Source organism: Mycobacterium syngnathidarum, assembly GCF_001942625.1.
GTDB lineage: Bacteria > Actinomycetota > Actinomycetes > Mycobacteriales > Mycobacteriaceae > Mycobacterium > Mycobacterium syngnathidarum.
In genome coordinates this window covers 42,940-69,036 of the sequence record NZ_MLCL01000054.1, presented here as the reverse complement: position 1 = coordinate 69,036, position 26,097 = coordinate 42,940, and the positions used below count along the sequence as shown (strand labels likewise).

Annotated in this window: 28 protein-coding genes; 16 read left to right on the top strand and 12 right to left on the bottom strand. The window is 66.8% G+C overall.

The window, feature by feature from the left end:
• Positions 1 to 23 precede the first annotated feature (23 nt).
• Entirely contained in the window at positions 24 to 707 is a 684-nt protein-coding gene (gene tenA, locus BKG60_RS14810; protein WP_070188078.1) for a thiaminase II, read from the bottom strand.
• Positions 708 to 947: 240 nt separating this feature from the next.
• Between tenA and ripD the strand changes: the two genes are divergently transcribed.
• From ripD to BKG60_RS14795, 3 genes are all read left to right on the top strand, one after another.
• The gene (gene ripD, locus BKG60_RS14805) at positions 948 to 1,571 is read left to right on the top strand and encodes an NlpC/P60 family peptidoglycan-binding protein RipD (protein WP_070188053.1); all 624 of its coding nucleotides are present in this window, start codon (positions 948 to 950) and stop codon (positions 1,569 to 1,571) included.
• A gap of 79 nt (positions 1,572 to 1,650) precedes the next feature.
• Complete coding sequence (locus BKG60_RS14800) at positions 1,651 to 2,709, top strand: M48 family metallopeptidase (protein ID WP_075909715.1); 1,059 nt, start codon at positions 1,651 to 1,653, stop codon at positions 2,707 to 2,709.
• Between the two features lie 55 nt (positions 2,710 to 2,764).
• Positions 2,765 to 3,547: a hypothetical protein gene (locus BKG60_RS14795; protein WP_075909714.1), complete on the top strand. Its 783-nt coding sequence runs from the start codon at positions 2,765 to 2,767 to the stop codon at positions 3,545 to 3,547.
• A 4-nt stretch (positions 3,548 to 3,551) separates the two neighbouring features.
• Here the strand turns inward: BKG60_RS14795 and BKG60_RS14790 are convergent, their stop codons facing one another.
• Genes BKG60_RS14790 through BKG60_RS14775 form a run of 4 tightly spaced genes read right to left on the bottom strand, consistent with a single transcriptional unit; the run spans position 3,552 to position 7,364 of the window.
• Positions 3,552 to 4,238, bottom strand: coding sequence for a CPBP family intramembrane glutamic endopeptidase (locus tag BKG60_RS14790; RefSeq protein WP_075909713.1), 687 nt, complete (start codon positions 4,236 to 4,238; stop codon positions 3,552 to 3,554).
• Positions 4,235 to 4,864: a uracil phosphoribosyltransferase gene (gene upp, locus BKG60_RS14785; RefSeq protein ID WP_075909712.1), complete on the bottom strand. Its 630-nt coding sequence runs from the start codon at positions 4,862 to 4,864 to the stop codon at positions 4,235 to 4,237. Before upp ends, BKG60_RS14790 begins: the two co-directional genes overlap by 4 nt.
• Positions 4,865 to 4,872: 8 nt before the next feature.
• Positions 4,873 to 6,090 carry a URC4/urg3 family protein gene (locus BKG60_RS14780; RefSeq protein ID WP_075909711.1) on the bottom strand — a complete coding sequence of 406 codons (1,218 nt, stop codon included), beginning with the start codon at positions 6,088 to 6,090 and terminating at the stop codon, positions 4,873 to 4,875.
• Positions 6,087 to 7,364 carry a GTP cyclohydrolase II gene (locus tag BKG60_RS14775; RefSeq protein ID WP_075909710.1) on the bottom strand — a complete coding sequence of 426 codons (1,278 nt, stop codon included), beginning with the start codon at positions 7,362 to 7,364 and terminating at the stop codon, positions 6,087 to 6,089. The genes BKG60_RS14780 and BKG60_RS14775 overlap by 4 nt, the downstream gene beginning before the upstream one ends.
• Positions 7,365 to 7,461: 97 nt before the next feature.
• Here BKG60_RS14775 and BKG60_RS14770 point away from each other — a divergent pair, with 97 nt between their 5' ends.
• The gene (locus BKG60_RS14770) at positions 7,462 to 7,836 is read left to right on the top strand and encodes an NYN domain-containing protein (protein WP_075909709.1); all 375 of its coding nucleotides are present in this window, start codon (positions 7,462 to 7,464) and stop codon (positions 7,834 to 7,836) included.
• A 34-nt stretch (positions 7,837 to 7,870) separates the two neighbouring features.
• On the top strand, positions 7,871 to 9,085 hold the full coding sequence (locus BKG60_RS14765; RefSeq protein ID WP_075909719.1) for a cytochrome P450: 1,215 nt from the start codon (positions 7,871 to 7,873) through the stop codon (positions 9,083 to 9,085).
• Here the strand turns inward: BKG60_RS14765 and BKG60_RS14760 are convergent, their stop codons facing one another.
• The gene (locus BKG60_RS14760) at positions 9,086 to 10,660 is read right to left on the bottom strand and encodes a class I adenylate-forming enzyme family protein (protein WP_083650302.1); all 1,575 of its coding nucleotides are present in this window, start codon (positions 10,658 to 10,660) and stop codon (positions 9,086 to 9,088) included.
• A 44-nt stretch (positions 10,661 to 10,704) separates the two neighbouring features.
• Positions 10,705 to 11,475, bottom strand: coding sequence for a DUF899 domain-containing protein (locus BKG60_RS14755; protein WP_075909718.1), 771 nt, complete (start codon positions 11,473 to 11,475; stop codon positions 10,705 to 10,707).
• A gap of 102 nt (positions 11,476 to 11,577) precedes the next feature.
• Here BKG60_RS14755 and BKG60_RS14750 point away from each other — a divergent pair, with 102 nt between their 5' ends.
• The 7 genes from BKG60_RS14750 (at position 11,578) to BKG60_RS14720 (ending at position 18,700) form a co-directional block, all read left to right on the top strand.
• On the top strand, positions 11,578 to 11,910 hold the full coding sequence (locus BKG60_RS14750) for an ArsR/SmtB family transcription factor (protein WP_070945355.1): 333 nt from the start codon (positions 11,578 to 11,580) through the stop codon (positions 11,908 to 11,910).
• A complete protein-coding gene (locus tag BKG60_RS14745; RefSeq protein ID WP_075909707.1) occupies positions 11,907 to 12,350 on the top strand; it encodes an SRPBCC family protein in 444 nt (147 codons plus the stop codon). Before BKG60_RS14750 ends, BKG60_RS14745 begins: the two co-directional genes overlap by 4 nt.
• A gap of 9 nt (positions 12,351 to 12,359) precedes the next feature.
• Complete coding sequence (locus BKG60_RS14740; RefSeq protein WP_075909706.1) at positions 12,360 to 14,225, top strand: fatty acyl-AMP ligase; 1,866 nt, start codon at positions 12,360 to 12,362, stop codon at positions 14,223 to 14,225.
• A gap of 26 nt (positions 14,226 to 14,251) precedes the next feature.
• Positions 14,252 to 14,707, top strand: a complete 456-nt coding sequence (cynS, locus tag BKG60_RS14735) for a cyanase (protein ID WP_070188065.1) — start codon at positions 14,252 to 14,254, stop codon at positions 14,705 to 14,707.
• A 113-nt stretch (positions 14,708 to 14,820) separates the two neighbouring features.
• Positions 14,821 to 15,834: an alcohol dehydrogenase catalytic domain-containing protein gene (locus BKG60_RS14730; RefSeq protein WP_075909705.1), complete on the top strand. Its 1,014-nt coding sequence runs from the start codon at positions 14,821 to 14,823 to the stop codon at positions 15,832 to 15,834.
• 184 nt (positions 15,835 to 16,018) lie between these two features.
• Positions 16,019 to 16,933 (top strand): extracellular catalytic domain type 1 short-chain-length polyhydroxyalkanoate depolymerase, encoded by a 915-nt coding sequence (locus BKG60_RS14725; RefSeq protein WP_374243966.1) that lies wholly within the window; start codon positions 16,019 to 16,021, stop codon positions 16,931 to 16,933.
• Positions 16,934 to 17,119: 186 nt separating this feature from the next.
• A complete protein-coding gene (locus BKG60_RS14720; protein ID WP_075909704.1) occupies positions 17,120 to 18,700 on the top strand; it encodes a threonine/serine exporter family protein in 1,581 nt (526 codons plus the stop codon).
• Between the two features lie 15 nt (positions 18,701 to 18,715).
• Here BKG60_RS14720 and BKG60_RS14715 read toward each other — a convergent pair whose 3' ends face one another.
• On the bottom strand, positions 18,716 to 18,952 hold the full coding sequence (locus tag BKG60_RS14715; protein ID WP_070188068.1) for a hypothetical protein: 237 nt from the start codon (positions 18,950 to 18,952) through the stop codon (positions 18,716 to 18,718).
• Between the two features lie 233 nt (positions 18,953 to 19,185).
• Between BKG60_RS14715 and BKG60_RS14710 the strand changes: the two genes are divergently transcribed.
• From BKG60_RS14710 to BKG60_RS14695, 4 genes are all read left to right on the top strand, one after another.
• Positions 19,186 to 19,593, top strand: coding sequence for a YciI family protein (locus tag BKG60_RS14710; protein ID WP_075909703.1), 408 nt, complete (start codon positions 19,186 to 19,188; stop codon positions 19,591 to 19,593).
• Between the two features lie 14 nt (positions 19,594 to 19,607).
• A complete protein-coding gene (locus BKG60_RS14705) occupies positions 19,608 to 20,762 on the top strand; it encodes an RNA polymerase sigma factor (protein ID WP_070945361.1) in 1,155 nt (384 codons plus the stop codon).
• Positions 20,763 to 20,787: 25 nt separating this feature from the next.
• On the top strand, positions 20,788 to 22,140 hold the full coding sequence (locus tag BKG60_RS14700; protein WP_070945362.1) for an NAD(P)/FAD-dependent oxidoreductase: 1,353 nt from the start codon (positions 20,788 to 20,790) through the stop codon (positions 22,138 to 22,140).
• Positions 22,141 to 22,238: 98 nt separating this feature from the next.
• Positions 22,239 to 22,796, top strand: a complete 558-nt coding sequence (locus tag BKG60_RS14695) for a hypothetical protein (protein WP_070945363.1) — start codon at positions 22,239 to 22,241, stop codon at positions 22,794 to 22,796.
• Here BKG60_RS14695 and BKG60_RS14690 read toward each other — a convergent pair.
• The 4 genes from BKG60_RS14690 to BKG60_RS14675 all read right to left on the bottom strand — a co-directional run bounded on the left by BKG60_RS14690 (position 22,786) and on the right by BKG60_RS14675 (position 25,950).
• Positions 22,786 to 24,141, bottom strand: a complete 1,356-nt coding sequence (locus tag BKG60_RS14690) for a TIGR01777 family oxidoreductase (protein ID WP_070945364.1) — start codon at positions 24,139 to 24,141, stop codon at positions 22,786 to 22,788. The two genes, BKG60_RS14695 and BKG60_RS14690, sit on opposite strands and share 11 nt — an antisense overlap.
• A gap of 28 nt (positions 24,142 to 24,169) precedes the next feature.
• Entirely contained in the window at positions 24,170 to 24,586 is a 417-nt protein-coding gene (locus tag BKG60_RS14685) for a hypothetical protein (protein WP_070945365.1), read from the bottom strand.
• 70 nt (positions 24,587 to 24,656) lie between these two features.
• The gene (locus BKG60_RS14680) at positions 24,657 to 25,262 is read right to left on the bottom strand and encodes a class I SAM-dependent methyltransferase (protein ID WP_070945366.1); all 606 of its coding nucleotides are present in this window, start codon (positions 25,260 to 25,262) and stop codon (positions 24,657 to 24,659) included.
• A gap of 49 nt (positions 25,263 to 25,311) precedes the next feature.
• Positions 25,312 to 25,950, bottom strand: a complete 639-nt coding sequence (locus BKG60_RS14675) for an FKBP-type peptidyl-prolyl cis-trans isomerase (RefSeq protein ID WP_083339284.1) — start codon at positions 25,948 to 25,950, stop codon at positions 25,312 to 25,314.
• Between the last annotated feature and the right edge of the window lie 147 nt (positions 25,951 to 26,097).

Genomic DNA, 26,097 nt, shown 5'->3' with positions numbered 1-26,097 from the left:
GCCGGTGCGGGCGGGGTGGGCCGCTAGATCGGCCACTGCTCGCGGCGATGGGCCGCGTCGAAGAACATCCACTCATATTTCGCCGTGACCACGAAATGGGCTCGTGCGGCGGCTTCGTCCGTCCCGCCCAGCGTCGGCCCCAGCCGATCGGTCAGATCGAGCACCTCGGCCACCGTGGCGGCGAATTCCTCGCCACCGTAACTGTCGATCCAACGCTGATAGCGCGGATCCGGCGAACCCTGTTCCAGCAACGCGGCCCCGACCCGGGCGTAGATCCAGTAACAGGGAAGTACCGCGGCCAGCCCCTCGGCGAAGGTTCCGCCGTAGCCGGCCGCCAGCAGATAGCTCGTGTAGGCGCGCGTGGTCGGCGCGACCGGCGTCGCGTTCAGAGCCTCGACGTCCAGCCCGAGTTCGGGCAGCAATTCGTTGTGTAAGCCAAGTTCGACGTCGAAGATCTCCGCGGCATGCCGGGAGAACATCGCGGTATCGGCCAGGGTGGGGGCTTTGGCGCCGACGACGGCCAACGCGCGGGCATAGTCGCGCAGGTAGTGCGCGTCCTGCGCGACGTAGTGGGCAAATGCGCTGTCGTCGAGGCTGCCGTCGGTGAGACCGGTCAGGAACGGATGCGCCAGGATTGCGCTGAACGTCGGCTCGGTCGCCTCCCAGAGTCTGGCTGACCAGGATTGCGGGTTCGCATCGGGGTGCATGCACACCATGGTCTCAGGTGACGGGCAGCCGTTGTGTCGTCCGTCGGCAACTTCTGCACCGCAATGGTTTTCGCCGCCACGGCCGGTTCTGTAACCGTTCGGTCACGTTCCCGCATCTGATCGGGCTTGTGCCCCATGCAAATTGGGCAAACTCTCGGCTGAGCGGTACAAATGGTTGACTCGACTGACGACGACCAGCAGTCGAGGCCAACTTTTGGTGGTCGAGAGAGTTGATGTTCGATGAGACGTACCTTTGCCCTTCTGTTCAGTCTGGCATTTCTGGTAGCGGCTCCCGGACTGGCCGGCGCCGCACCGATCGAACGGCCGTCTGGCAACCAGCGCTTTGTCGATCTCGTGATCGCGCGCGCCATGTCACAGCGCGGAGTGCCCTTCAGCTATGGCGGCGGCGATGTCAACGGGCCGACCCGCGGTATCGCCCGCACCGTGCCCGCTCCGGGGGTGACGCCGGTGACCCCGCCGCTCGCGGCGGGCGGCGGTTTGACACCGGGCCTGTCCACCCCGGCAGTGCAGGCACCCGTACTCACCACCCCGGGTGTCGCGGCGATGCCCGACCCCTCGTCGAATGTGGTCGGGTTCGACGCCTCCGGCTTGATCGTCTACGCCTTCGCCGGGGCCGGTGTGAAGATGCCGCGGTCCTCGGGCGAGCAGTACAAGGTGGGCCAGAAGGTGCTGCCGTCCCAAGCTCTGCCCGGTGACCTGATCTTCTACGGACCCGAGGGCACCCAGAGTGTGGCGCTCTACCTCGGCAACAACCAGATGATCCAGGGCACCGAGCCCGCTGTCGCGGTCACCCCGGTGCGCGGCGAGGGCATGACGCCCTATCTGGTCCGCATCATCGCCTGACGCCTGATATTCGTGCGTCCGCAGTGGCTCAACCCTCCGTAGGCTTTGTGCTGTAGACGACGAAGGGCGCAGAGCATCGATGGATCAGACACCAGCGACCACGCGGACCGTATTTCCCGGCATCAGTTCGCGCGCTTGGGAACATCCGGCGGACCGGACTGCGCTGACCGCGTTGCGCCGGCTCAAGGGATTCGATCAGGTCCTCAAGGTGCTGTCCGGCATGCTGCGCGAGCGCAAGCACCGGTTGCTCTATCTGGCCAGTTCCGCCCGGGTGGGGCCGCGGCAGTTCGCCGATCTCGATGCGTTGCTCGACGAATGCGTACAGGTGCTCGACGCTCCGGTGCGACCGGAGTTGTTCATCGTCCAGTCGCCGGAAGCCAACGCGTACTGCATCGGCATGGAGGACCCGTTCATCGTCATCACCTCGGGCATGTACGAGCTGATGACACATGACGAGATGCGCTTCGTCATCGGTCACGAACTGGGCCATGCGCTCAGCGGCCACGCGGTCTACCGCACGATGCTCCATCATCTGCTGCGGTTGGCCTCATCGTTCGGCTTCGTCCCGATCGGTGGCTGGGCGTTGCGGGCAATCGTCGCGGCCTTGCAGGAATGGCAACGCAAATCCGAACTTTCGGGGGATCGCGCGGGACTGCTGTGCGGGCAGGACTTCGACATGGCGATCCGGGTCGAGTTGAAATTGGCGGCGGGCCGGCACCTCGACAAACTCGACTCGCAGGCGTTCCTTGCCCAGGCCCGCGACTATGACGCGACCGGAGACATGCGCGACGGGGTGCTCAAACTGCTCAACCTGGAGTTGCAGACGCATCCCTTCTCGGTGCTTCGGGCGGCTGACCTGACCAAGTGGGTCGATACCGGCGGATATGGCGCGATCATGGCCGGCAACTACCCCCGGCGGTCCGACGATGCCACTGCGAGCTGGGCCGACGATGTCAGTGCGGCGGCACGCCACTACAAGGACGGTTTCGATCAGTCGGACGACCCGTTGGTCCGGGGCATCCGGGATGGTTTGGGTGGCGTCGTCGACGGCGTGGGACAAGCCGCGACCAGTGTGGCCGACTCGATGGGCCGCAAGATCTCTGAGTGGCGTCGCAACAACAGGCAGAGCGAGGGCTGACGCCGAGCCGGGTAGTTGCCGTCGCATCAACGGTAAGCCCCTAGACTGGGCGCTCGTGGGCATCCTGTTTGGCTTCGCGCCGTGGATCATCTATTGGGTACTGGTCGGCAACGTGCCGTTTTTGGTTGCGGTGCTGGTGGCATTGGCGACGGCCATCGCCACGTTCGTCATCAGCAGGATCTCCGGGACGCCGGGGCGCACCCTGGAGGTCGGTGCACTCGCGACCTTCGTCGTGCTGACGATCTTGACGCTGGTGCTGAGCCAGGACGTCATGGAGCGCTGGATACAGCCGCTGAGCACCGCAGGCATCTTCCTGGTCGCCTTGATCGGTCAGCTGATCGGCAAGCCGTTTGTGATGGAGTTCGCCGCGGCAGGCCAACCACCCGGTGTCGTGGAAAGCGATCTGTTCCAACGGATTGTCAAGATCCTGACCTGGATCTGGGTCGGCGCATTCGCCGGGATGACGATCTCCGCGGCGATCCCTCCCATCGTGCAAGGGGACGCCACGATCCTGGACACCAAGTCGCCGCTGTCGTTCACCTGCTATTGGGTCATCCCGTTCACCCTGCTGGGTCTGGCGGCACTGGCCTCCCGTGTCCTGCCCGACCGGATGACCGCGGGCATGAACGACATCGTCCGCAAGACCACGTTCGTGGCGTTCTCCGAGGCCGAGATCGACCAGCTCTACTACCTGGCCCAGGAGCATGCCAACCGCGAGGTCGGCGCCGGGCAGGAAGCGTACGACGTCCGGGTCGGCGGATCGGGAACCCCGTTGGTGGGCGACGAATCCCGCATGTCGTGGCCCTCGACCTACAAGGTGCGAGATCGCAAGCGCTAGCACCTCAACCGGTCGGCATCATTCCCAGCAGGCTGAACATCATCACGATGCCCGGCAGCAGGTTGGTCACTTGATGCGCGATGATCCCGCCCCAGAGACTGTCGGAGAACAGCCGGGCCAACGCAATGGGAATTGCCACCACCAACAGCAACGGGGCCCGCTGCGGTTCCAGGTGAGCCAGCGCAAACACCAGGGTGGACACCACCGCGGCGGTGATCCGCCCCCAACGTTGTTCGAGCGCTCCCCACAGCAGTCCGCGATACACCACCTCTTCGCAGATCGGGGCGATGACGGCGACCAGAACCAGCACAGTCACCGCCAAGGGCCAAGATGTCCGCACTCCTTGGTAGACGGCTCCCACGGCCGATGTCGCGTCCGGCCCGAGGATCGACTGGTAGAGCAACGCGGCCGGTAGCGTGACGAACAGCCCGCCGACGCCGAAGGCCAACCCCAGACCGACGGCGCGCCAGGACCATTGCCACCGAAAGTCGAGACGGGGGCCGTTGCCACGCCATGCTGCAATCGCGATGGCCAGCGTCGCGGCGGCCAGGGTGGGCACCCCGATCGCCAAGGTGATCAGCCAGACGGGCGGGGCACCGGCGGGTGCCAATATGCCGAAAGCTGCCGAGGCGAGGAGATAGACGGCCTCGACGATGAAGAATGCGCCCAGACCCCAACGGTGCGTTGTCACTTGGTTCCGAAGATGCGGTCGCCGGCGTCGCCCACCCCGGGACGGATATAGCCCCGCTCGTCGAGTTCCCGGTCGAGGGCTGCGGTGTAGATCGGCACCTCGGGGTGTGCCTCGTGCAGCGTCGCCACTCCCTCCGGACATGTCAGCAGGCAGACGAACTTGATCGATCGCGGCTCGTATTCTTTGATCCGGTCGATGGCGGCGACAGCCGAATTGCCGGTGGCCAGCATGGGATCGGCGACCACCACATCGCGTTCGCGCAAGTCGCCCGGAAGCTTGAAGTAATATTCCACCGCCACTCGGGTCTTCGGATCGCGATACAGGCCGATGTGGCCGACCCTGGCATTCGGCATCACGCTGAGCATGCCGTCAAGGATGCCGCTGCCGGCCCGCAGAATGGAAACGAACACCAGTTTCTTGCCATCGATCACCGCGCCCGTGGTGGATTCCAGAGGTGTCTCTATATCGATGTCGCGTACCGGGATGTCACGAAGCACTTCATAGCTCATCAGCATCGAGATCTCGTTGAGAAGTTGGCGAAAACCCTTGGTGGACACATCTTTCTGACGCATAAGAGTCAGCTTGTGCTGGATCAGGGGGTGATCGATGACGTGCAGGTTGCCCATATGCCCTCCTAGAAGACGGTGCCGTCGCTGACGATCGACAACGGAGGGCGGCCGTCGCGCAGGCGTGCGGCCAATGCCCGGCCCGTCGCCCAGGTTCCGCCCTCCAGCACACAGGCCAGCGGCAGTCGCGGGGCCGCCAGATCCTTGCGGACCAGCGGTGCCAATTCGTCGAGCAGTGCGACGGTCAGCGCCCGCCACTCGACCACGAATTCGTCGTCCACCCGCCAGTCCCTATCTGCCAGCGCGGGATCACGTAGTCGCAACACGCCGGTATCCAACAGCAGACCGCCGTTGCGGTACTCGGGCAACCCGGTCAGCGCGTCAAGGTCGGTCACCGCGACACCCGCCCACTCGAACGGTTCCAGAAGTGAATACGTCAGCCACTGGGACAGCTTGTGGAACGGCATCCATCCGTGGGACAGACCGTGGCCGCCGACCGCCCGGTGCCGCCAGCAGTCGCCGAGCGGTTGTCCACCGATGGCGTTGCCGGTGAGCCACACTGCAGACAGCGTGTTCAACAATGTCACGAGCAGGTCATGGGCCGCGACGGTCGGACCGGCCACTGTGTCGAACAGTCCACCGGGACGGCCGTGCGAGCCGAATATCTCGGGGCGCGTGGCCAATACCCGGCCCAGCCTTCGCAGTAACTGAACCCGGCCACCAAGCCCGACCAACGGATTGCCGGCTCCCACCTGGAAGGCGGCGGCCAGACTGTCGACGTCGAGCCGGTGTAACGCGGCGGCGTCGACGCGCAACGGATCGTCGGCGTCGCTGGAGAACACCCCGCCGCAGAAGGCATGCCAGCTGGCCACCCCGAGCCCTTCCGAGCGGGTGAGACGAAGGCCGGTCGCGGGTTCGGTGTACTGCCAGTCGGCTCCGGCTCCGGCGTCCAGCAGCACGCTTACCACGGCCAGGTCGATCATCGAGCGGGCCCGGGCGGCGCTACCCATATCGGTTGTGCGCGTGGTCAACTCCGCGCGGCGGTCCACACCGCCTGCCTCGAAATGGCGCCACCGGCTGTGGTAGGGGACTGCCAGCGTGGGGTAGCGAGTGCGGGTGAGTTCGGCGACCTCGGCGGACGCGAGGCCCAGTGCATCGTCATCGACCAGGAACCACGGAGAGCCCCCGGATCGGGCGCGCTGCAGAAGCTGTTGGGCGCGTTCGCGTATAGCAGCGGTGGTACGCAGAGTGGTGACGGCCGCCGAGCCGTCAAGGGCTGTGGTCATGGGGCCAGTCCGCGGCCCTTGGTGATCTTGAGTTCGGCGAGACCGGGCACCGGTCCGGGGGTGAAATACCCGGCGGCCATCTTGGCGTCGATCTCGACCCGGGCGTCGGCAGGGATCAGCTCGTCGGGGATGTTGACCCGCTCACCGACTTCGATTCCCGCCCCGGTGATCGCGTCGTATTTCAGGTTGCTCATCGACACCAGGCGGTGGATCTTTTGCACTCCCAGCCAATGCAGGACGTCGGGCATGAGCTCCTGGAACCGCATGTCCTGCACTCCGGCAACGCATTCGGTGCGGGCGAAGTACTGGTCGGCAGTGTCGCCGCCGTACTGGCGCTTGCGGGCGTTGTAGACCAGGAACTTGGTGACCTCGCCCAAGGCGCGGCCCTCCTTGCGCGAGTAGGCGACCAGACCGACGCCGCCGCGCTGGGCGCCGCCGATACATTCTTCGATCGCATGGGTGAGATAGGGCCGGCACGTGCAGATGTCGGAGCCGAAGACGTCCGAGCCGTTGCACTCGTCGTGTACCCGTGCCGTCAGTTCCACGTTCGGATCAGCCAGATCGCGCGGGGCGCCGAAGATGTAGAGGGTCTGCCCGCCGATCGGTGGCAGGAACACCTCGAGATCACCGCGGGTGACAAGTTCGGGATACATACCACCGGTCTCCTCGAACAGCACCCTGCGCAGTGCGGTTTCGGTGCAGCCGAACCTGGCGGCCACCCCGGGCAGAAACCACACCGGCTCGATGGCTGCCTTCGTCACAAGTGCCGCACCGTTTTCCAGCAGCACCCGCCCATCCGGGTGCAGCCTGCCGGCGGCCATGGCCGCGGCGATCTCGGGCACGATCACGTGCGCCTTGGTGACGGCGATGGTCGGCCGGATGTCGTAACCGGCAGCAAGTTCGGTGGCGAATGCCTCGGAGACCATGGCGCCCCAGGGATCGAGGCTGACGATCGCCTCCGGTCGGCTCCACTGCGGGTACGGTCCGATCACATCGGTGGGGTCCGTGTTTGTCAGATCGGCCCGGTGTGCGGGCGAGAGCGCGCCTGCGGCGACCGCCAATGCCCGGTAGACGCTGTAGGAACCGCTGTGCGTGCCGATCACATTGCGGTGCGCGCGGGTGCTGGTGGTCCCGATCACCGGACCACGCTCGGCAGCACTCGGCGCCGCCCACTGGATCGTCGGCGTGCCCGCGGCAGCGCTGTGCGAGGTCAACCGGATGTGGCGGGCTTTCGGCGGCTCCGCGGACATGCCACCGCCTGATTCGGCGACCATCTCGGTCTCCTTCCTCCGCGCTTGCGCCCGGTTGAGACAGTCCAGTCAACTCTTGTTCGGCCGGTTCCGCATGCGGTGTGCCCGTACCGTTGGTGGGGTGCGCTGGATCGTGGATGGCATGAACGTCATCGGCTCGAGGCCCGATGGCTGGTGGAGGGACCGCCGGGGCGCCATGGCGGGTTTGGTCGAGCGGCTCGAGCGCTGGGCCGTGGCAGGCGGACATCGGGTGACGGTGGTGTTCGAGGCGCCGCCGACGCCGCCGATCGAGTCCGCTGTCGTCGAGGTGGGCCACGCTCCACGAGCCGCCACGAACTCCGCTGACGATGAGATCGTGCGGTTGGTCGAGGCTGCTGCCCGACCGGGCGAGATCACCGTCGTGACGTCGGACAGCGGGCTGGCAACCCGGATCCGCGATGCGGGTGCGGTAGTGCAGTCGGCCACCGGATTCCGTGACCTGATCGAGCGATTCTGACGATTCAGACGTCGCAGTGCACTACCGTCACGGCATGCTCGACGATGCGGTCGGAATCAGCGGTGTCGACTTGACCGACCCGGCCGTGTACGAGGCGGGTGTGCCGTTCGAGGCATTCGCCGAACTTCGGCGGCGGGCGCCCGTCGCATGGCATCCGTACGGCGACGACGAGGGCTTCTGGGCGCTTACCGGCTACGACGAGATCCTGGCGGTGTCGCGGGACAGCGCGACGTGGTCCTCGCAACGGACCGGGGTGCTCTTCGACGTTCCGGCGCCCGAGAATTCGTATCAACTCGAACTCATGATGCTGACGATGGATCCGCCGCGGCACAGCGCACTCCGGACGCTTGTCAGCAAGGGCTTTACGCCGCGGCACGTCGCACAGTTGCGCGAGCGGCTGGGGTGCCTGGCCGCAGAGATCGTCGGTGGGGTGCTGGACCGCGGGGAGTGCGAATTCGTGTCCGACATCGCCGGCGCATTGCCGTCGTCTGTGATCGCCGAACTTCTCGGTATCTCCCACGAGGACGGTCGCCGGCTGTATCACTTGACGGAGACCATGAATTCGGAGCACGTGGGCGAGGCCACCGACACCGTGATGCTCGCGCAGCTGGAGATGTTCGAGTATGCATCGGCTCTGGCACAACGTAAGCGCGCCGAACCGGGCGATGACATCGCGACGGCGTTGCTCAACGCCGAGGTGGACGGCCGCCACCTCACCGACCTGGAATTCAACGCGTTCTTCCTGCTGATGATCAACGCCGGCGGAGACACCACCCGCAACCTGGTCTCGGCGGGCACGCTGGCGCTGTTGGAGCACCCGGAGCAACTCGCGCGGCTGCAGGACGATCCGGAATTGCTGGCAACCGCGGTCGAGGAGATGCTGCGCTATGTCAGCCCTGTGACCGCCTTTACCCGTACGGCAACGAAAGATACCGAGCTGCACGGTGTTCGCATCGCAGAAGGGGAGCGGGTGGCGATGTTCTTCCCCTCGGCCAACCGCGATCAAGCGTACTTCGCGGATCCGGACCGGTTCGATGTCGGTCGAAAGCCCAATCCACATTTGGCTTTTGGGGGCGGGGGGACGCACTTCTGCCTCGGCGCCAATCTGGCGCGGGTGGAGGCCGCGGCCATTTTTCCCGAAATCCTGTGCCGGATGAAGGATCTCGAGGTCGCCGGTCCGGTCGAGAGGGTGCGATCGAATCTGATGAACGGCATTCATTCGATGCCGGTGCGATTCACCGCGGCGTGATCAGCCCGCCGGGTGCGCCGGCTGCAGACGTGCCGCCGTGATCTCCCCGTCGATAATCCACTGCCGCAGGGCTTTCCGGTCGAATTTCCCGCTGGACAGCGTGGGTATCCGATCGCTGGTGGTCAGCGCCCAGCGAGTTGGTACTTTGTAGGCGGACAACTGTTCGCGGCAGTACGCAGCCAGGGTGGTCGGGTCGACATCCCCTCTGGGCACCACGACCGCGCACACTTCCTCGCCGCGCTGTGGATCGTCGACGCCGACGACCACGCATTGCGCCACGTTCGGGTACGCAGCGATCACTGCCTCGACTTCCAACGGCGAGACGTTGGCGCCTGCGGCCTTGATCAGGTCGGTGGTGCGCCCGACGTAGAACAGCCGGGGATCGCCGTCTCGCCGGTAGACCTTGTCGCCGGTGTGATACCAGCCGTCGTCGTCGAAGGTTTCCGAGCGTTCGCGCTTGTTGTACCCGGCCATGACCCCGATACCGCGGACCAGAAGTTCCCCGGTGTCTCCGGAGGCGACGGGGGCGCCGTGTTCGTCGACGATGGCCATGTCGGTGAAAACGAACCCGCCCGCGGTCTCGGACATGGTGCGGTGCACCGGAAATCCGTCCGGGACGTCGGTCATGGCGATGTCGAGCGGTCCGTCGCGCAGCATCGGTGCGCTACTGAGGTCGCGGTCGGCGAACGACGGATGTTCGCGCAACTTCTGCGTGAACGCAGGCCAGCCCACGATTCCGGTGATCCGTTCTTGCTCAGCCAGATCCAGTGCGACCTCCGGATCCAGTTTCGGCATGACCACCAGCGTGACCTGCTCGTGCAGGGCGCCGGTGACCGCGAGGAGTCCGCCGATCCAGAAGAATGGCATGGCGCACAGGATTCGGGATTCGTTTTGTGTCCCGGTGATCGCCCGGATGGCCGCAGGCCAGGTCGAGGTTTGACGTACCAGTGTGCCGTGGGTGTGCAGGACGCCTTTGGGGTCGGCGGTGGACCCGGAGGTGTGCACCATGATGGCGAGGTCGGCGGCTGACACCTCGGCTTCGGCGGCGGTCAGCACGTCGACCGGCACCATTTCGGTGTCGTGATCGCAGCAGGGCAATGCCCACGACCGATCGACCGCGCCGACCAGCGCGATGCGACGCAGATAAGGTGCGGCGCGCAGGGCCAGTCGGCTCGTCGGTTGGCCCGCCAGTTCGGGCAGCGCTGCTTCCAGGCGCTCAGCGACGTCGATGTGGATCACCGTGCTGGGCGCGATGAGCAGCCCGATGTCGGCCAGGCGCAACACCTTCGCGATTTCGGCGGGGGTGTACAGCGTGCTCAGCGGCACTGCCACCGCCCCGATCCGGGATACCGCGAGCCACCAGGTGACCCACTCGGTGCCGTTGGGGAAGAACAGGCCGACGCGACTGCCCTTGCCGACCCCTTGGTACAGCAGCCACCGCGCCAGGTGCGCGGACCGTTGCTCGGCCTCGAGGTGGGTCAGCCGGTCGGTCGGAGTCACCAGGTACTCGGACTCACCGAACTCGGCGACACTGCGCCGCAGTAGAGCGGGGATGGTCAGCGGGGATGGCGTCACCCGTCCATCTTCTCCAATGCCGTTACGGGTCTGCCCGGGGTGGGTCAGTGATCGCCGCAGGCAGCACAGTCCTCACGTGGCGGGCGTGGATCGTTGGTATCGCCGGGTACCGGGTCACCGAACCACCGAGACGGCTCGTGATCGGCGTAGGTGTCGTGCCAGGACCACCATTCGTAGGGCTTGGTCTGCGGATAGCCCGCCGGGGAGTCCTCCCAGCGTTCCTGGCGGCCGAGCGCGGTCATGTCCAGGAAGTTCCAGGTGTTGACGAATGCCTCATCACCCCGGTTGTTGATGAAGTAGGTGCGGAAGACTCGGTCGCCGTCGCGGATGAATGCGTTGGTGCCGTGCCATTGATCGACGCCGAAGTCGACATCGAACTGCGCGCCCGGCCGGGGAATCATGGTGTACCAGGGATGGCTCCACCCCATGCGTTCTTTGATCCGTGCGATGTCGTCCTGCGATCCACGCGAGACGTAGACCAGGGTGGTATCGCGTGCATTGAGATGGGCCAGGTTGCCGATGTGGTCGGCCATCAACGAACAGCCGACACAACCGTGTTCCGGCCAGTCGTCCACCCCCGGATCGAGAAAGGCGCGGTACACGATCAGTTGACGGCGCCCGGCGAACAGGTCGAGCAGGGTTGCGCTGCCTTCGGCGCCTTCGAACGCATAGTCCTTGTCCACCGGCATCCACGGCATGCGTCGGCGCAGTGCGGCCAACCGGTCCCGTGCTCGGGTGAATTCCTTTTCCTTGACCAGCATTTCATCGAGTGCGGCCTGCCACTCCGGCGCCGGCACGATCGGTGGATTCTGCACGGTTGCTCCCATCGTCAGCTGCTGCGACATGTTCAAACATTCAACAAAGCAGTTGAATATTCTTCCTCGAGCAAACCACCGCGCGCGGCTATAGTCAACAAGGTGGTTGAAGATCAAGTTCTGGACCGCGCCTATTCGGCCCTGGCCGACGCCACCCGTCGCCGGCTGCTGGAGGCACTGCGTGACGGCGATGCCCGCATCAGCGACCTGGCCGCCCCGTTGCCCATGACCTTCGCCGGCGTCTCACGGCACATCGGTGTGCTGGAAGCCGCCGGGCTGGTACAGCGCGAAGTCCGTGGACGCGAGCACTGGGTCTCGCTCAAACAGGACGGGTTGACCATGGCTCAACAGTGGATGAACGAGCAGACGGACTTCTGGTCGACGCGCGCGGATGCGCTGGCCGCACGGTTGCGGCGGAAGGCGGATTCTCGATGACCGATGCGGCGACGGTCCGCGTGCGGCGTCTGATGCCCGCGGCTCCCGACGTGGTGTTCGACGAATGGCTGGACCCGGAGTCACTGCGGGAGTGGATGTGCCCGCGCCCGGTGCGCTGCGTCGAGGTGGATGTCGACCCCCGAGTCGGCGGCTTGGTGCGGTTCGATGTCGACGATTCCGGTACGCGCGTGCTGATCACCGGACAGTTCTTGGTCATCGAGCGGCCTCGGGTGTTGCGCTTCACCTGGAGCAACTCGGACTGGAGCGATCCGACGGTGGTCAGCATCGTCAACGTCGAATTCGAGCCGGCCGGGGACGGGCAGACGTTGATGTCGATCGAGCATTCCCTTTTGCCGCCAGAGGAATTCGACAGCTTCCACAGTGGATGGCTCCTCACGTTCGAGCAGTTGGGAGCCCGCCTGCAGCGTGCCGCGACCTAGACTGCGGTCATGGACAGCGGCGGCACCCAGGTTCGGTACGAGGCTCCGGCAGGCCTGCTCCGCATCGAGGACTGCCTGGACGAGGAGGGCGGCATCGTGCTGCCCCCGGACACCACCCTGATATCGCTGATCGACCGCAACATCGCTCACGTCGGCGACCAGATCGCGTACCGCTACCTGGATCACAGCCACGCCGAGGAAGAGGTCGTCGAGCTGACCTGGACCCAGTTGGGTGTGCGACTGCGCGCCGTCTCGGCACGGCTGCAGCAGGTGGCTGCACGCGGTGACCGCGTCGCCGTCCTCGCACCGCAGGGTCTCGACTATGTGGTCGGCTTCTTCGCCGCCATCAAGGCGGGCAACATCGCGGTCCCACTGTTCGCGCCGGAATTGCAGGGCCACGCCGAGCGGCTCGAGACCGCGCTGCTCGACTCCCGCCCGACGACGGTGCTCACCACCAGGGCCGGCGCTGCCGCGGTAGAGGAGTTCCTCGCGAAGATGCCGGTGTCCGTGCGGCCCCGGGTGGAGCTCATCGATGAGATACCCGATTCCGTGGGGACAGATTTCACCCCGATCCCGGTCGATCCCGACGACATCTCCCACCTGCAGTACACCTCGGGTTCGACCCGTCCGCCGGTCGGGGTGGAGATCACGCACCGTGCGGTCGGCACCAATCTGCTGCAGATGATCCTGTCCATCGACCTGCTGAACCGAAACACCCACGGCCTCAGCTGGCTACCGCTCTATCACGATATGGGTCTGTCGATGATCGGATTCCCCGCGGTCTATGGCGGGCACTCGACGTTGATGTCGCCGACCGCGTTCATCCGCCGCCCGCAACGGTGGATCCGGGCCATGTCGGAGGCATCGAAACATGGCCGCGTGATCACCGCCGCACCCAACTTCGCCTACGAATGGACCGCCCAGCGCGGAGTTCCCGCAGCGGGGGAGGACATCGACCTGAGCAATGTGGTGCTCATCATCGGTTCTGAGCCGGTGATCCCTGAGGTGATAACGACATTCAACGAGGTATTCGCGCCCTATGGGTTACCGCCGACAGCATTCAAACCGTCATACGGCATCGCCGAGGCAACGCTGCTGATCTCGACGATCGCTCCGGCCGAGCAGGCGTCGGTGGTCTACTTCGATCGCGAACAACTCGCGGGCGGGCGCGCCGTTGCCGTCAGCGCCCACGCCGACGGCGCGGTCGCACACGTATCGTGCGGCAGCCCTGCTCGCAGTTTGTGGGCGGTCGTCGTCGATCCCGCGACCGCAGACGGGCTCTCCGCGGAAGTGCCGGACGGTCACGTCGGGGAGATCTGGTTGCACGGCAACAACATCGGTCGTGGCTACTGGGGCAGGCCGGAGGAAACCCGCAAGGTTTTCGGGGTCTCGCTGCACTCGCGCCTCGCCTCCGGCAGCCATGCCCAGGGGCTTCCTGAGCACGCCACCTGGCTGCGCACCGGCGATCTCGGGGTGTACTTCGAGGGGCAGTTCTACGTGACCGGGCGTATGGCCGACCTGGTTCAGATCGACGGTCGCAGCCATTATCCCCAGGACATCGAGGCCACGGTGGCCGACGCCTCGCCACTGGTTCGGCGCGGTTACGTCACCGCATTCACCGTCACCCCCGATCCAAGTGGCGACGGTGACGGAGCCAGGCTGGTCGTGATCGCCGAACGCGCGGCGGGCACCAGCCGCGTCGACCCCCGGGAGGCCACCGAGGCCATCCGCGCGGCCGTGGCCGACCGGCACGGATTGACCGTGGCCGACCTACGGTTCCTGCCCGCAGGTGCGACACCGCGGACCACCAGCGGCAAGCTGGCCCGGGTGGCGTGTCGCGGCGAGTACCTGGAGGGCACACTGGGCGTGCGGTGACCGCCCGGCGCAGGCATGCTGCTGGTATGAGCAGAGACGAGATCACCGCCGCGATCGTGGAAGCCCGCCTGACCAAGGGCCTGACCTGGCAGCAGTTGGCCGACGCCATCGACAAGCCGGTGGTGTGGACGGTGTCCGCGCTGCTCGGTCAGCACCCCGTTCCGGTCGAAGCGGGCAAGACCATCGTGGAGTTGCTCGGATTGGACGATTCGGTGATTCCGGTGCTGGCCGCGGTGCCGATGCGCGGTGGATTGCCCACCGCGGTGCCCACCGACCCCACGATCTACCGCTTCTATGAGGCACTTCAGGTGTACGGCGGCGCGCTCAAGGAACTCATTCACGAGCAATTCGGTGACGGCATCATGAGCGCCATCAACTTCAGTGTTGACGTACAACGCAAGTCACACCCTGCCGGTGACCGGGTGGTGGTGACCTTCGACGGCAAGTTCTTGCCATACGACTGGACCGCCGCGGAAAATTAGCACCGGCTGCGACACAGCTCCCGTTCGTCCTGGGCTGACCGCATTCTGTGGTCAAGCGGGCCGCCGGCGGTCGATGATGGCCTGGTACACCGACGGCGACGGTAAGGATCTCAATGTCTACTCATCGAGCTGTTCAGGTCAATTCCTCGGGTGGGGCCCTGGAACTTGTTGACGCCCAAACTCTCTCACCGGGACGGGGGCAGGTGCGGGTGGCGGTCGCGGCGTGCGGAGTCTGCGGCACCGACCGGGCCATCGTCAACGGCGGATTTCCGGGCATCACCTGGCCGGTGACCCCGGGCCACGAGATTGCCGGCACCATTGCCGAAGTCGGCTCCGGTGTCACCGATTTCACGGTGGGCGACCGCGTCGCGATCGGTTGGTTCGGCGGTCATTGCGGAGTCTGCATCCCGTGCCGCAAGGGCCTGTTCATCCACTGCGTGGCGGGGCAGATTCCGAGCCTGCATTACCCAGGAGGCTACGCGGAATCGGTGACGGTACCTGCCAATGCGCTGGCCCGGATCCCCGATGAGTTGTCGTTCGCCGAGGCCGCTCCGATGGGGTGTGCCGGCGTGACGACCTACAACGCGCTTCGCCACACCCGCGCACTACCCGGCGATGTCGTGGCGGTGCTCGGCGTCGGAGGTCTGGGCCACCTGGGGCTGCAGTTCGCCAACGCGATGGGGTTCGAGACGGTTGCGATCGCTCGCGGCCCCGGCAAAGAGGCGGACGCCCGCGCGCTGGGCGCCCGGCATTACGTCGACTCGACCGCTGTGGACGTCAGCGCAGCCCTGCTCGACTTGGGGGGTGCGGCAGTCGTTTTGGCGACGGTGGGCAACTCGCAGGCGATGGCAGACACGGTTGGCGGGCTGGCACCGCGTGGCGAACTGGTGGTGATCGGGGTGTCGGCAGACCCGTTGCCGATCAGCCCGGTGCAGCTGATCCAGCCCGCTCTGACGATTTCCGGGCACCCTTCCGGGACCGCTCGTGATGTCGAGGAGACGATGCATTTCGCGGTGCTGTCGGGGGTGCGTGCCCTGGTCGAGGAGTGTCCACTCGATGATGCGGCGAGCGCGTATGGGGCGATGGAGAATGGACAGGCACGCTATCGCATGGTCCTGACGATCTGAGCTATCTCACCCGCCGGTCGCTACAAGCAGGTAGCGTCGTACTTCGTTTGCTGGACGACGACTCGGTGGGGGCCGGATGGCGTGGAAGCGGAGGGCGACGGTCGCCGGGCGGAGTTTCGCCGGCAGGTCACGTGGCGTTGCCCGGAAGTTGGTATGTGATATCTACTCTGCCCCGGTGCTTTTCGTGCCGGGCCGGCTCAGAACAGCGTTTTTCGCAGCGCTCGTCGCGCTGTCGTGGGGCACAGCGGGCGCCTTGCCCGCCGCGGCCTCGCCGCTACCGTCGGCGCAACTCGACTTCGGCGGCATGATGCGCACCTATCGTGTCCATTTGCCGGCCGGAGGCCCGCCATCGGGTTTGGTCGTGAATCTGCACGCCGCCGGATCGACCGGAGCAGATCAGGCGGCACTGACCCATTACGACGCCGTGGGCGACGCATACGGGTTCGCAGTCGTTTATCCCGACGGCATCGACTACAGCTGGGCGGACGGCCGGGGTGCCTCGGTGCCGGACCGGCAAGGGGTCGACGACGTGGGTTTCATCTCGGCCCTGGTTGAGCGTCTCGTCGCCGAGAACGGTATTCCGCGGGGACGGGTGTACGTCACCGGTCTGTCGGCGGGAGGGTTCATGGCCAATCGCCTGGCCTGTGATCGGGCGGACCTGTTCGCGGCGGTTGCCCCGGTTGCCGGCACGCTCGGTACGAATGTGGGCTGCAATCCGTCCAGACCCGTCTCGGTCCTCGCCAGCTACGGCACCGCAGACCCCATCGTGCCGTTCAACGGCGGGCCGATGAGCGGGCGCGGTGGAGGCAGCACGGTGCTGTCGGGCCCCGCGATGGTGGATCGGTGGCGCCAGATCGACGGCTGCCCCACCCCGACTGACGAGCCGCTACCCGCCACCGGTGACGGCACCGAGACCCACCGCATCGTCTCCGACGGGTGCGCCGGCGGAACTTCGGTGGTGTTCATGCGAGTCGACGGCGGCGGACATACCTGGCCGGGCGTGCCCGAGATCCTTCCGGTGCAAGCCGTCGGTGCCGCCAGCCGGGCGTTCGACGCGTCGGTCGCCTCCGCGCAGTTCTTCGCCGCGCACGGGAGGTGACCGCCGCAGCTGAAGCGTGTCGTCTGCTGTCCGAATAGTGTTCTGCGCCACATGCATTCACCATCAGGGTGCTGCGATTTCCGAAGCCGGCGACGTCAGGCTACTGCGGCACAGATCTGCGACGACACTGCAGGTCGCGGCGTAGTTCCACCGGGAACCGACCGTTCATCAGTACGCTTTTCAACGATGGCTGAGGAAGGTCTGAACGGTAGAGATCGCCTGCGCGGAGGGCTGCGCATCGCCCTGCGGGGACGGCGCGACCCGGCACCCGTCGCCGGCCGGCGCAGTCGCGCGTCGGCGGGAATGGGTGACGTGCACACCCGGAAGGTTCTCGATCTGACCATCCGCCTGGCGGAGGTCATGCTCTCGTCGGGCTCGGGTACCGCCGACGTCGTCGCCACCACCCAGGACGTGGCGCAGGCGTACCGGCTGACCGACTGCGTCGTCGACATCACCGTCGCGACGATCATCGTGTCGGCGTTGCCCACCGCGGACAGCCCGCCGGTCACGATCATGCGCGCGGTGCGCACCAGGTCGACGGACTACACCCGGCTCGCTCAGCTCGACCGCCTGGTACGGCGCATCACCTCCGGCGGTATCACCGTCGACGAGGCGCACGAGGCCATGGACGAGCTGACGGAGAGCCCCCACCCGTTCCCGCGGTGGCTGGCAACTGCCGGCTGGGCGGGTTTCGCGCTCGGCATCGCGATGATGCTCGGCGGCAACTGGTTGACCTGTCTGCTTGCCAGCCTCACTGCCGCATTGATCGACCGCGTCGGACGGTTGCTGAACCGTATCGGCACACCGTTCTTCTTCCAGCACGCGGTGGGGGCGGCGATCGCCACCATGATCGCCCTGGGTGCCTACCGCTACGCCGGGCAGGGGCTCAGTGCGCTGGTCGCCACCGGGATCGTGTTGTTGCTGTCCGGCATGACCCTGGTCGGTGCCGTCCAGGACGCGTTGACCGGGTACATGGTCACCGCGGTCTCGCGGCTTGGTGATGCGGTCTTTCTCACCGCCGGGATCGTCGTCGGAATCACCGGTGCGCTGCAGGCCGCCACGTTGCTCGGGTTCCAGATCGAGTTGCACGTCAACACGGCCGGCACCTTCATCACGCCGAGAGGTCCGCTGCCGATCCTGCTGGCGGTTCTCGGTGCCTCGCTGGCCGGTATCAGTCTGACCATGGCCAGCTATGCGCCACTGCGCTCACTGCCCACGGCCGGGCTGGCCGCGGGCCTGGCGGAGCTGACCTTGATCGGTCTCGGGACAGCCGGTTTCGGTCAGTGGGCGGCCACCGGGGTGGCGGCGATCGGAGTCGGTTTCCTCGCCACGTTGATCTCCATTCGCCGGCAGGCTCCGGCGCTGGTGACGGCGACCGCCGGCATCATGCCGATGCTGCCGGGCCTCGCGGTGTTCTGGGCGGTCTTCGCCTTCGCCGTCGACGAGAACTTCGGTCAGGGACTGGCGCACCTGCTGACCGCGGCGGCGACGGCGTTGGCGCTGGGCAGCGGCGTGGTGATGGGTGAGCTACTCGGCTCGCCGCTGCGTTACCGCGCCGGACGTATCGGTGAGTTCTTCCGCAAGGAAGGCCCGCCCGGGCTGCGCCGGGCCGTGGGCCAGGTGGTCCAGCTGCAGCCGGCCGACAACACCTCTGCGGTCAACTCTCCACGCGCCGAAAGTGTCCCGCTGGAACCGCCGTCGGCGGACGAGCAGGACGCCGATGACACCACAGAAGAGTCGGGTCCGCGAGGACAGACATCGGGGTGATGCCGGGGCCGCTGCTCAGGTGAACGGCAGGAAGTCGCCGTTGATCCACACGCCCCAATGGCCGCCCGCGGGCAGGTTCCACCAGACCATCGGGTGCCCCTGCCATGTCTCGGCCGGCTTCTTCGGTGCATTCGGGGGCGGCGGGAGGCTCGGGTCCGGCTCGGCGCTCGCGGTGGCGGCACCGAGGCCGAGGGCGGCCCCGATCAGGCCGGTGGCCGCAATGGTTGCCAGGGTTGCCTTGCTTCCGAACATGAATCTCCACCTCGGTGCTTGACTGAAGAACTTGGATACCCGAAGCTTAGCCAAACAAAGTGATTGATCGCGCCCTTGAGGTCCGCGTCGGGGTCATACGCCATCCTGAACCCCTACGACCTGGTCTGACAACGAGACCAGAAATATTTCGGTATTTGTGTCGAGAACGCGACGTCGGCTCCGTCCCAGGGGTGAGCGACCTACTAGGGTCGCGAATCTGAAGGGAGAATCACATGGCCAAGTACCTGTTTCTCAAGCACTACCGAGGTGCGCCCGCGGCCGTCAACGACGTCCCCATGGATCGGTGGACACCAGACGAGATTCAGGCGCACATCCAGTACATGAACGACTTCGCGGGCCGGCTGAAAGACAGCGGTGAATACGTCGACAGCCAGGCCCTCGCCCCGGAGGGGGCCTGGGTCCGCCACGACGGCGACGGCAGACCGCCCGTCACCGATGGCCCGTTCGCCGAGACCAAGGACCTGATCGCGGGTTGGATGATCGTCGACGTCGACTCTTACGATCGCGCCCTTGAGCTGGCCGGAGAACTGTCGGCGGCGCCCGGCGCGGGCGGTAAGCCGATCCACGAGTGGCTCGAGGTGCGCCCCTTCCTGGGAGCGCAGCCGACGGTCACCGAGTAGGGGCCACCGGCGCGGTGGACGAGCAGCAGTTCCGGGATCTCATCCCCGGTGTCCTGGCGGCCCTCGTCCACCGCGGGGCCGACTTCGCCACGGCCGAGGACGCCGTGCAGGAAGCCGTCGTTCGCGCCTGGGAAACCTGGCCCAACCGGCAACCCGACGATCCCAAGGGCTGGCTGGTCACCACGGCGTGGCGGCGTTTTCTCGACTTCACCCGATCAGACGGGGCTCGGCGCGGCCGCGAGGCACGGGTCGCGGCGGCGCCGGCCGCGGGGCCCGCCCAGGCGACCGACGACACGTTGGCGCTCTACTTTCTGTGCGCGCACCCGAGTCTGTCCTCGTCTTCGGCGGTCGCACTGACGTTGCGCGCGGTCGGTGGCCTGACCACCCGCCAGATCGCACAGGCCTATCTCGTGCCGGAATCAACGATGGCTCAACGGATCAGCCGGGCCAAGCGGACGGTGGCCGACGTACGGCTGGACCAGCCCGGGAAATCGAGCACCGTGTTGCGGGTGCTGTACCTCGTGTTCAACGAGGGCTACAGCGGCGATATCGACCTGGCCGCCGAGGCCATCCGGTTGGCGCGCCAGCTGGTCCGGATCACCGACGATCCGGAAGTCGCCGGGCTGCTCGCACTGTTCCTGTTGCATCACGCCAGACGCCCGGCGCGCACTCGCGCCGACGGGACACTGGTTCCCCTGGCGGAGCAGGACCGCACACTGTGGCGGCGCGATCTCATCGCCGAAGGTGTGGCCGTACTGCAGGCGGCACTGGCACGCGACCGGCTGGGCGAGTACCAGGCGCAGGCCGCGGTGGCGGCGCTTCACGCCGACGCGCAGTCCGCCGAGGAGACCGACTGGGTGCAGATCGTCGAGTGGTATGACGAACTCGTCGCGCTCACCGACAGCCCGGTGGTCCGACTCAACCGCGCTGTGGCCATCGGTGAAGCCGATGGCCCGCAGGCAGGTTTGGCTGCGCTCGCCGAACTCGACCCGGCGTTGCCGCGCCACACCGCCGCGGCCGCCTATCTGCACGAGCGCGCAGGAGACATTTCCACGGCCGCGCACCTCTACGTGCAGGCGGCGGCCGAAGCGCAGACGCTGGCCGAGCGTAATCACCTCACCCTGCGCGCATCTGCGCTGCACGGTCGCATTCCGGGCCGGGACGGTTAACCTCCTAGTTGTGGGCGACAGTCGGATGAGGGTGTTGATCATCGGTGGGGGATTCGGCGGTCTGTTCTGCGCGCGCCGACTGGGCGGGACCGACGTCGACGTGACGCTGCTGGATCGCGCGGCGGGACATCTGTTCCAGCCCCTGCTCTATCAGTGCGCCACCGGAACGCTGAGCTTCGGGCAGATCAGCCGTCCGCTGCGCGAGGAGTTCGAGCGTCACCGCAATGTCACCACGCTGCTCGGCGAAGCGGTCGACATCGACCCGCAGCTGCGCCAGTTGACTGCCCGTCGGCCGGACGAGACGACGTTCACCATCGACTACGACGTGCTCGTCGTGGCCGCGGGAATGCGACAGTCTTATTTCGGCAAAGAGCATTTCGCGCAGTGGGCCCCGGGGATGAAGACCCTGGACGACGCGGCCCATATTCGGCAGCGGGTGTTCACCGCCTTCGAGATCGCCGAGACGTTGCCGCCCGGCCCCGAGCGTGACGGATGGCTGACGTTCGCTGTCGCCGGTGGCGGCCCCACCGGGGTGGAGTTGGCCGGGCAGATCCGGGAGATGGCAACCCGCACCTTGGCTCATGAGTTCCACAGCATCGAGCCCGAGGAAGCCCGGGTGCTGTTGTTCGACGGCGGTGAGCGGGTGTTGAAGGCTTTCTGTTCCGAGCTGGGAGACAAGGCGACTCGGTCGTTGCAGCGGCTGGGTGTGGAGCTCCACATGGGCGTGCACGTGACCGACGTCAACCGCGATGGGGTGACCGTGAGCCCCAAGGCCGGTGGTCCCGACGAGCAGTACGTGGCCCGCACCGTGTTGTGGACGGCAGGTGTCGAGGCCGTGCCCTTCGCCCGGCACCTCGCGCAGGTTCTGGGTGCGGAATCGGATCGGCGTGGGAGAATCGCTGTGGGGCCTGATCTTTCGGTCGCCGGCTATCCCGAAGTGTTCGTGATCGGAGACCTCGCCGGCCGCGAGAATTTGCCCGGTGTCGCCGAGAACGCGATGCAGGGCGGGCTGCACGTCGCCTCGTGCATACGTCGGGAACTGGCCGGTAAACCTCGAAAACCGTTCCGCTACCGCGACCTTGGTTCCGCGGCGTACATCGCTCGGGGGCAGGCCCTTCTGCAAGTCGGCCCGGTCAAAATCGCCGGAGTTTTCGGCTGGCTGGCATGGGGCGTCCTCCACATCGCGTTTCTGACCGGGATCCGCAACCGGATCAGCACCGTGACCACCTGGCTGGGCACCATCGCGCGGGCCCGGCGTGCGCACCGGGCCTTCATGCTCGGCGCGACGGGCCTTCCCGAGCAGCGCTATACGTGGACCACCTGGGATGCGCTCACGCCGCCATCGTCGGACGCGCCGCCGAAGGCCGGCGATTGCTGACCGCAACGATCGCACCTGCCGGCGCCGTTCCAACCCAGCGCGTACTGAGGGCGGTGTGCGACGATGCACGGACCGACCGAGAGAGGACCGCCGGATAGATGACCGAAGCGCAGCGCGCCACGCTCGCCGTTCACGCGGCGAAGCTCGCGATCGCCGGCCTGACCGCCGCGGGCGCCGTGCTGGTCGGGGCCGGCCAGGCCATGGCAGACCCCGTCGTGCCTGATCCAGCGCCTGCACCGGCGGATCCCGCGCTGGCGGCGCCCCCTCCGCCCGCACCGGCCGGCCCTCCGCAGGTTCCCGAGATCGCCAACCCTGTGTACGGCTCGGGGCAGTACGGATCGGGACCGGTGGGCACCCTGCGGGATCTGTGGCACCAAGCTCATGACCCGTACGGTTTCCAGGGCGGCGGGGGAGCACCCGATGGTGTCGCACCGCCTCCCGGCGCGGGTCCGGCACCGCCATTGCCGCCCGGATACAAATCGATCAACGCTCCGGGCTCGGAGACTCCGGTCACCGAGCCTGCACCCGGTAGCGGGCCGGCCGGCCCTCCGCTGCCACCCGGGTACTACTCGCTCGACGGCCCACCTCCGCCGGGATACGAGTACAACTCGCCGGGACAGCAGCCGGCCGCGCCGCCGGTAGTTCCTACGCCGTAGCCGGGTGTCCCAAGACGTGGCGCAGCGCCTGATCCAGCTGCGGATGGCGGAATCTGTGATCGGCGGCGGTCAAGACCCCGGGCATCACCCGCTGGCTGGCGCATGCCAGTTCGCGGGCACCCTGGTCGCCCAGCAGCAGCCGCGGCCCCACAGTGGGCACCGGCAGAATCGTCGGGCGGTGCAGAACCTGGCCTAGCGTGTCGGTGTAGTCAGCGTTGCGCACAGGTTCCGGAGCCACTGCGTTGACCGGGCCGAACAGCTGCGTGTCCCACAATGCCCGGTGGTAGATGTCTACGAGGTCATCGATACCGATCCAGGGCAACCACTGCTGCCCGTCGCCGATGCGGCCGCCGAGTCCGGCGGCGAACAGTGGCCGCAGCAGCCGTAGCGTTCCGCCGCTCGGGGACTGGACGATTCCGGTGCGAATGCGCACCACTCGAGTGCCTGATCGTTCAGCCGGGGCCAGCGCGTTCTCCCAGTCCGCCACCACGTCGGCCAGGAAGCCGTCGCCGCGCTCGCTGGTCTCGGTGAGAAGCTCATCGCCGCGGTCGTATCCGTAGATGCCGACGGCCGACGCGCTGACTACCACGCGCGGTCCGGTGGCGGCAACCAATTCGGCCAAGCGCCGGGTCGGATCGATGCGGCTGTCGCGAATTGCACGGCGGTGCCCTTCGGTGAACCGGCCCGCGATCGACGCACCGGCCAAGTGGATGAAGGCATCCACCCCGGCGAACAGTTCCGGGTCGGGGTCAGCCGGATTCCAGTGCCGTTCATCAGGTTCGGTTGTCGGGTGCCGTACCAGCCGGATGACCCGATGGCCCCCGGTGCTGAGGAACGCGGTCAATGCCGAACCGACCAGCCCGGAGGCCCCGGTGATCGCGATCGTCAACGGCGTCAGCCCCTGGGCGCGGGCCTGCTGGTGGGCCGCGAGGTCGGCGGCGAGCTGGCGGTGACGGTAGGCGAACATCGGGCGCAGGAAACGGCCGGGCACCGGCGTCTCGACGCGGTCGGTCATCCGGGTGTGCGTGGCGTCGATCGCTTCGAAATCGTGAATGTGCTTCCAACGCACGGCCAGTGCCGCGGGCAGCGACGCCGGCCCGCCGCGGGCGATCTGGTCGACGAAGCGCCGTGGCGGGTCGTAGGCGTCGGCTTGGTGCTGAGCCACCCACCGCAGCCCGCCGGGGATTGCGAGTTCGGCACGGCCGTCACGCAACGAGGCGGCCTCGGCTGTGAGCTTCATGGCTTGCCAGGGCGGCGAGAGCCGGGCGAATGCACCCGGGCGGCTGTGCCAGGCGAAGACGTCTTCTTGCGGGGCATCGACGATGCTGGAGTACACCAATCCCATCAGCCGACGTTACCCGCAGAATCCGGACCTAGGTCGCAGCCCGCTTCGCCCGCATGCCCGCATAGGCGAACAACAGGCCGGTACCGATCTCGGAAAGGGCTGTCACCCAGGAGAACCAGGTGACATTGATGCGGGGGCCGCTCAGATAGCTGTCCTGGAATTCCGGCCAGAGATTCGGCAGCAGATGCGCGTAGGTGAACACGACGGCACTGCCGACACCGGTGAAGATCGCGAGATCGGGCGCCCGGGGATGTCCGCGCAGGGTCCAGGTGATCGCGATGATGACGATCACGCCCTGGATCATGCCGCCGACCATGACGAACATCGGCGATGCCGACATCCCGCGTAGCAGGTGATCGATCACATGCAATCCCCAGCCGGCCAGAAAAGCCCATCCGGTCAGGCGCAGAAAGCGTTGTGCCTGAACGATTGTCGGTGCTGTCATACGAGCCCCCGGGATCGTTGTACTACAGGCGATAGTAGATCTGGGGGAGGCCCGTGGCAATAGTCGCGTGCTAGGCGGGTCGCAGAATCGCGACGAGGAAGTCCGAATCTTCGGTGAAGGGCCGCAGATCCCATGTGGACAGCAACAGATCCCGGGCGAATCCGGCCGTTGCCGCGTCATCGAGGAACTGGCCGAACCCGTATTCGCGGCCGGCCCCGAATCCGATCACCGCGCGGCCGCCGTCGGCCAGGTGAGCACGCAGATGGGTCAGCACCTGGACCCGGGTGCTCGGGGCGAGGAAGGTCATCACGTTGCCGGCCGACACGATGATGTCGAAGGGGTCGGCTATACCCCGCGCCGGTAGGTCGAGTTCAGCGAGGTCGCCGACGAGCCAGCGAGGACCGGGGTGGTCGTTCTCGGCTGCCTCGATCAGCGCGGGGTCCACGTCGACGCCGACCACCTGGTGGCCGACGCCGGCCAGGTATCCGCCCACCCGCCCGGGCCCGCAGCCGGCGTCCAGGATGCGGGCACCGCGCGGTGCCATCGCGTCCACCAGTCGAGCTTCACCGGCCAGATCCTCACCGGCGCGCGCCATGGCACGAAAGCGTTCGATGTACCAGTGCGAGTGCCCGGGATCGGCTGCGACCTTTTGCATCCAGATACTGCGCTCGACCATGTGAGCATTGTTGCAAGCGGACACCGGGCGCCGGGCGGACGGTGTGTGTCTATTGCTGGGCGTCGAGAATCTTGATCGCGAAGATCAACGTGTCACCGGGCTGGATTCCGGCGGCGGGCTGGCCCTGGGGATAACCGTCGGCCGAGGCCACCGCGACCCCCACCGTGGAGCCGACCTTCTGTCCCGAGATTGCCTTCTGGAAGCCGGGGACGACGCCGTCGAGCGGGAAGTCGACCGTCTCGCCACGCTGGTAGCTGCTGTCGAAGACCGATCCGTCGCGTCCGTTGACACCCATGTAGCAGACCGTGACGTTGGCCGTCGGCGCGACGACGGGTCCGTCACCGGCCTTGAGGGTATGCACCTGGGTCTCGGCCACGCTGAACGGCCCGTTCACCTTGACCGCAGGCGCCGCGGTGTCAGTGGAGCCGGTGACCTCGATGCTGCCGGTCGCCCCGGACGTCGTCCATTCAGGGGCCCCCGCATCCTGCGGCGCCGCGGTCGGGCAGGTGGCGGCCTCGGTTGCGGTCTCGGCGATGGAGGGGGTGAGGACATCGGCGACCGACGGTGTGCTCGACGAGGACGTGGCCGAGGAGGTTTCGGTGTCGGACCCGCACGCGGCGAGGGCCATGGTCAACGACGCGGCACAGGCCACGAGCGCAACGGAGGAAGGCACGCGAAAGGAATTCATGCACGTCACGCTACAGCCGCGGACGGATACCACCCGAGGACGGTGTCGTGCGCCGATCGTGATCTCGCCGGCCGGGGCGTCGATATCGAAACCTTGATACCTTCCAGGTTTGTCGCCACACTCGAGGTGATGGCTGAAGGCCTCGAC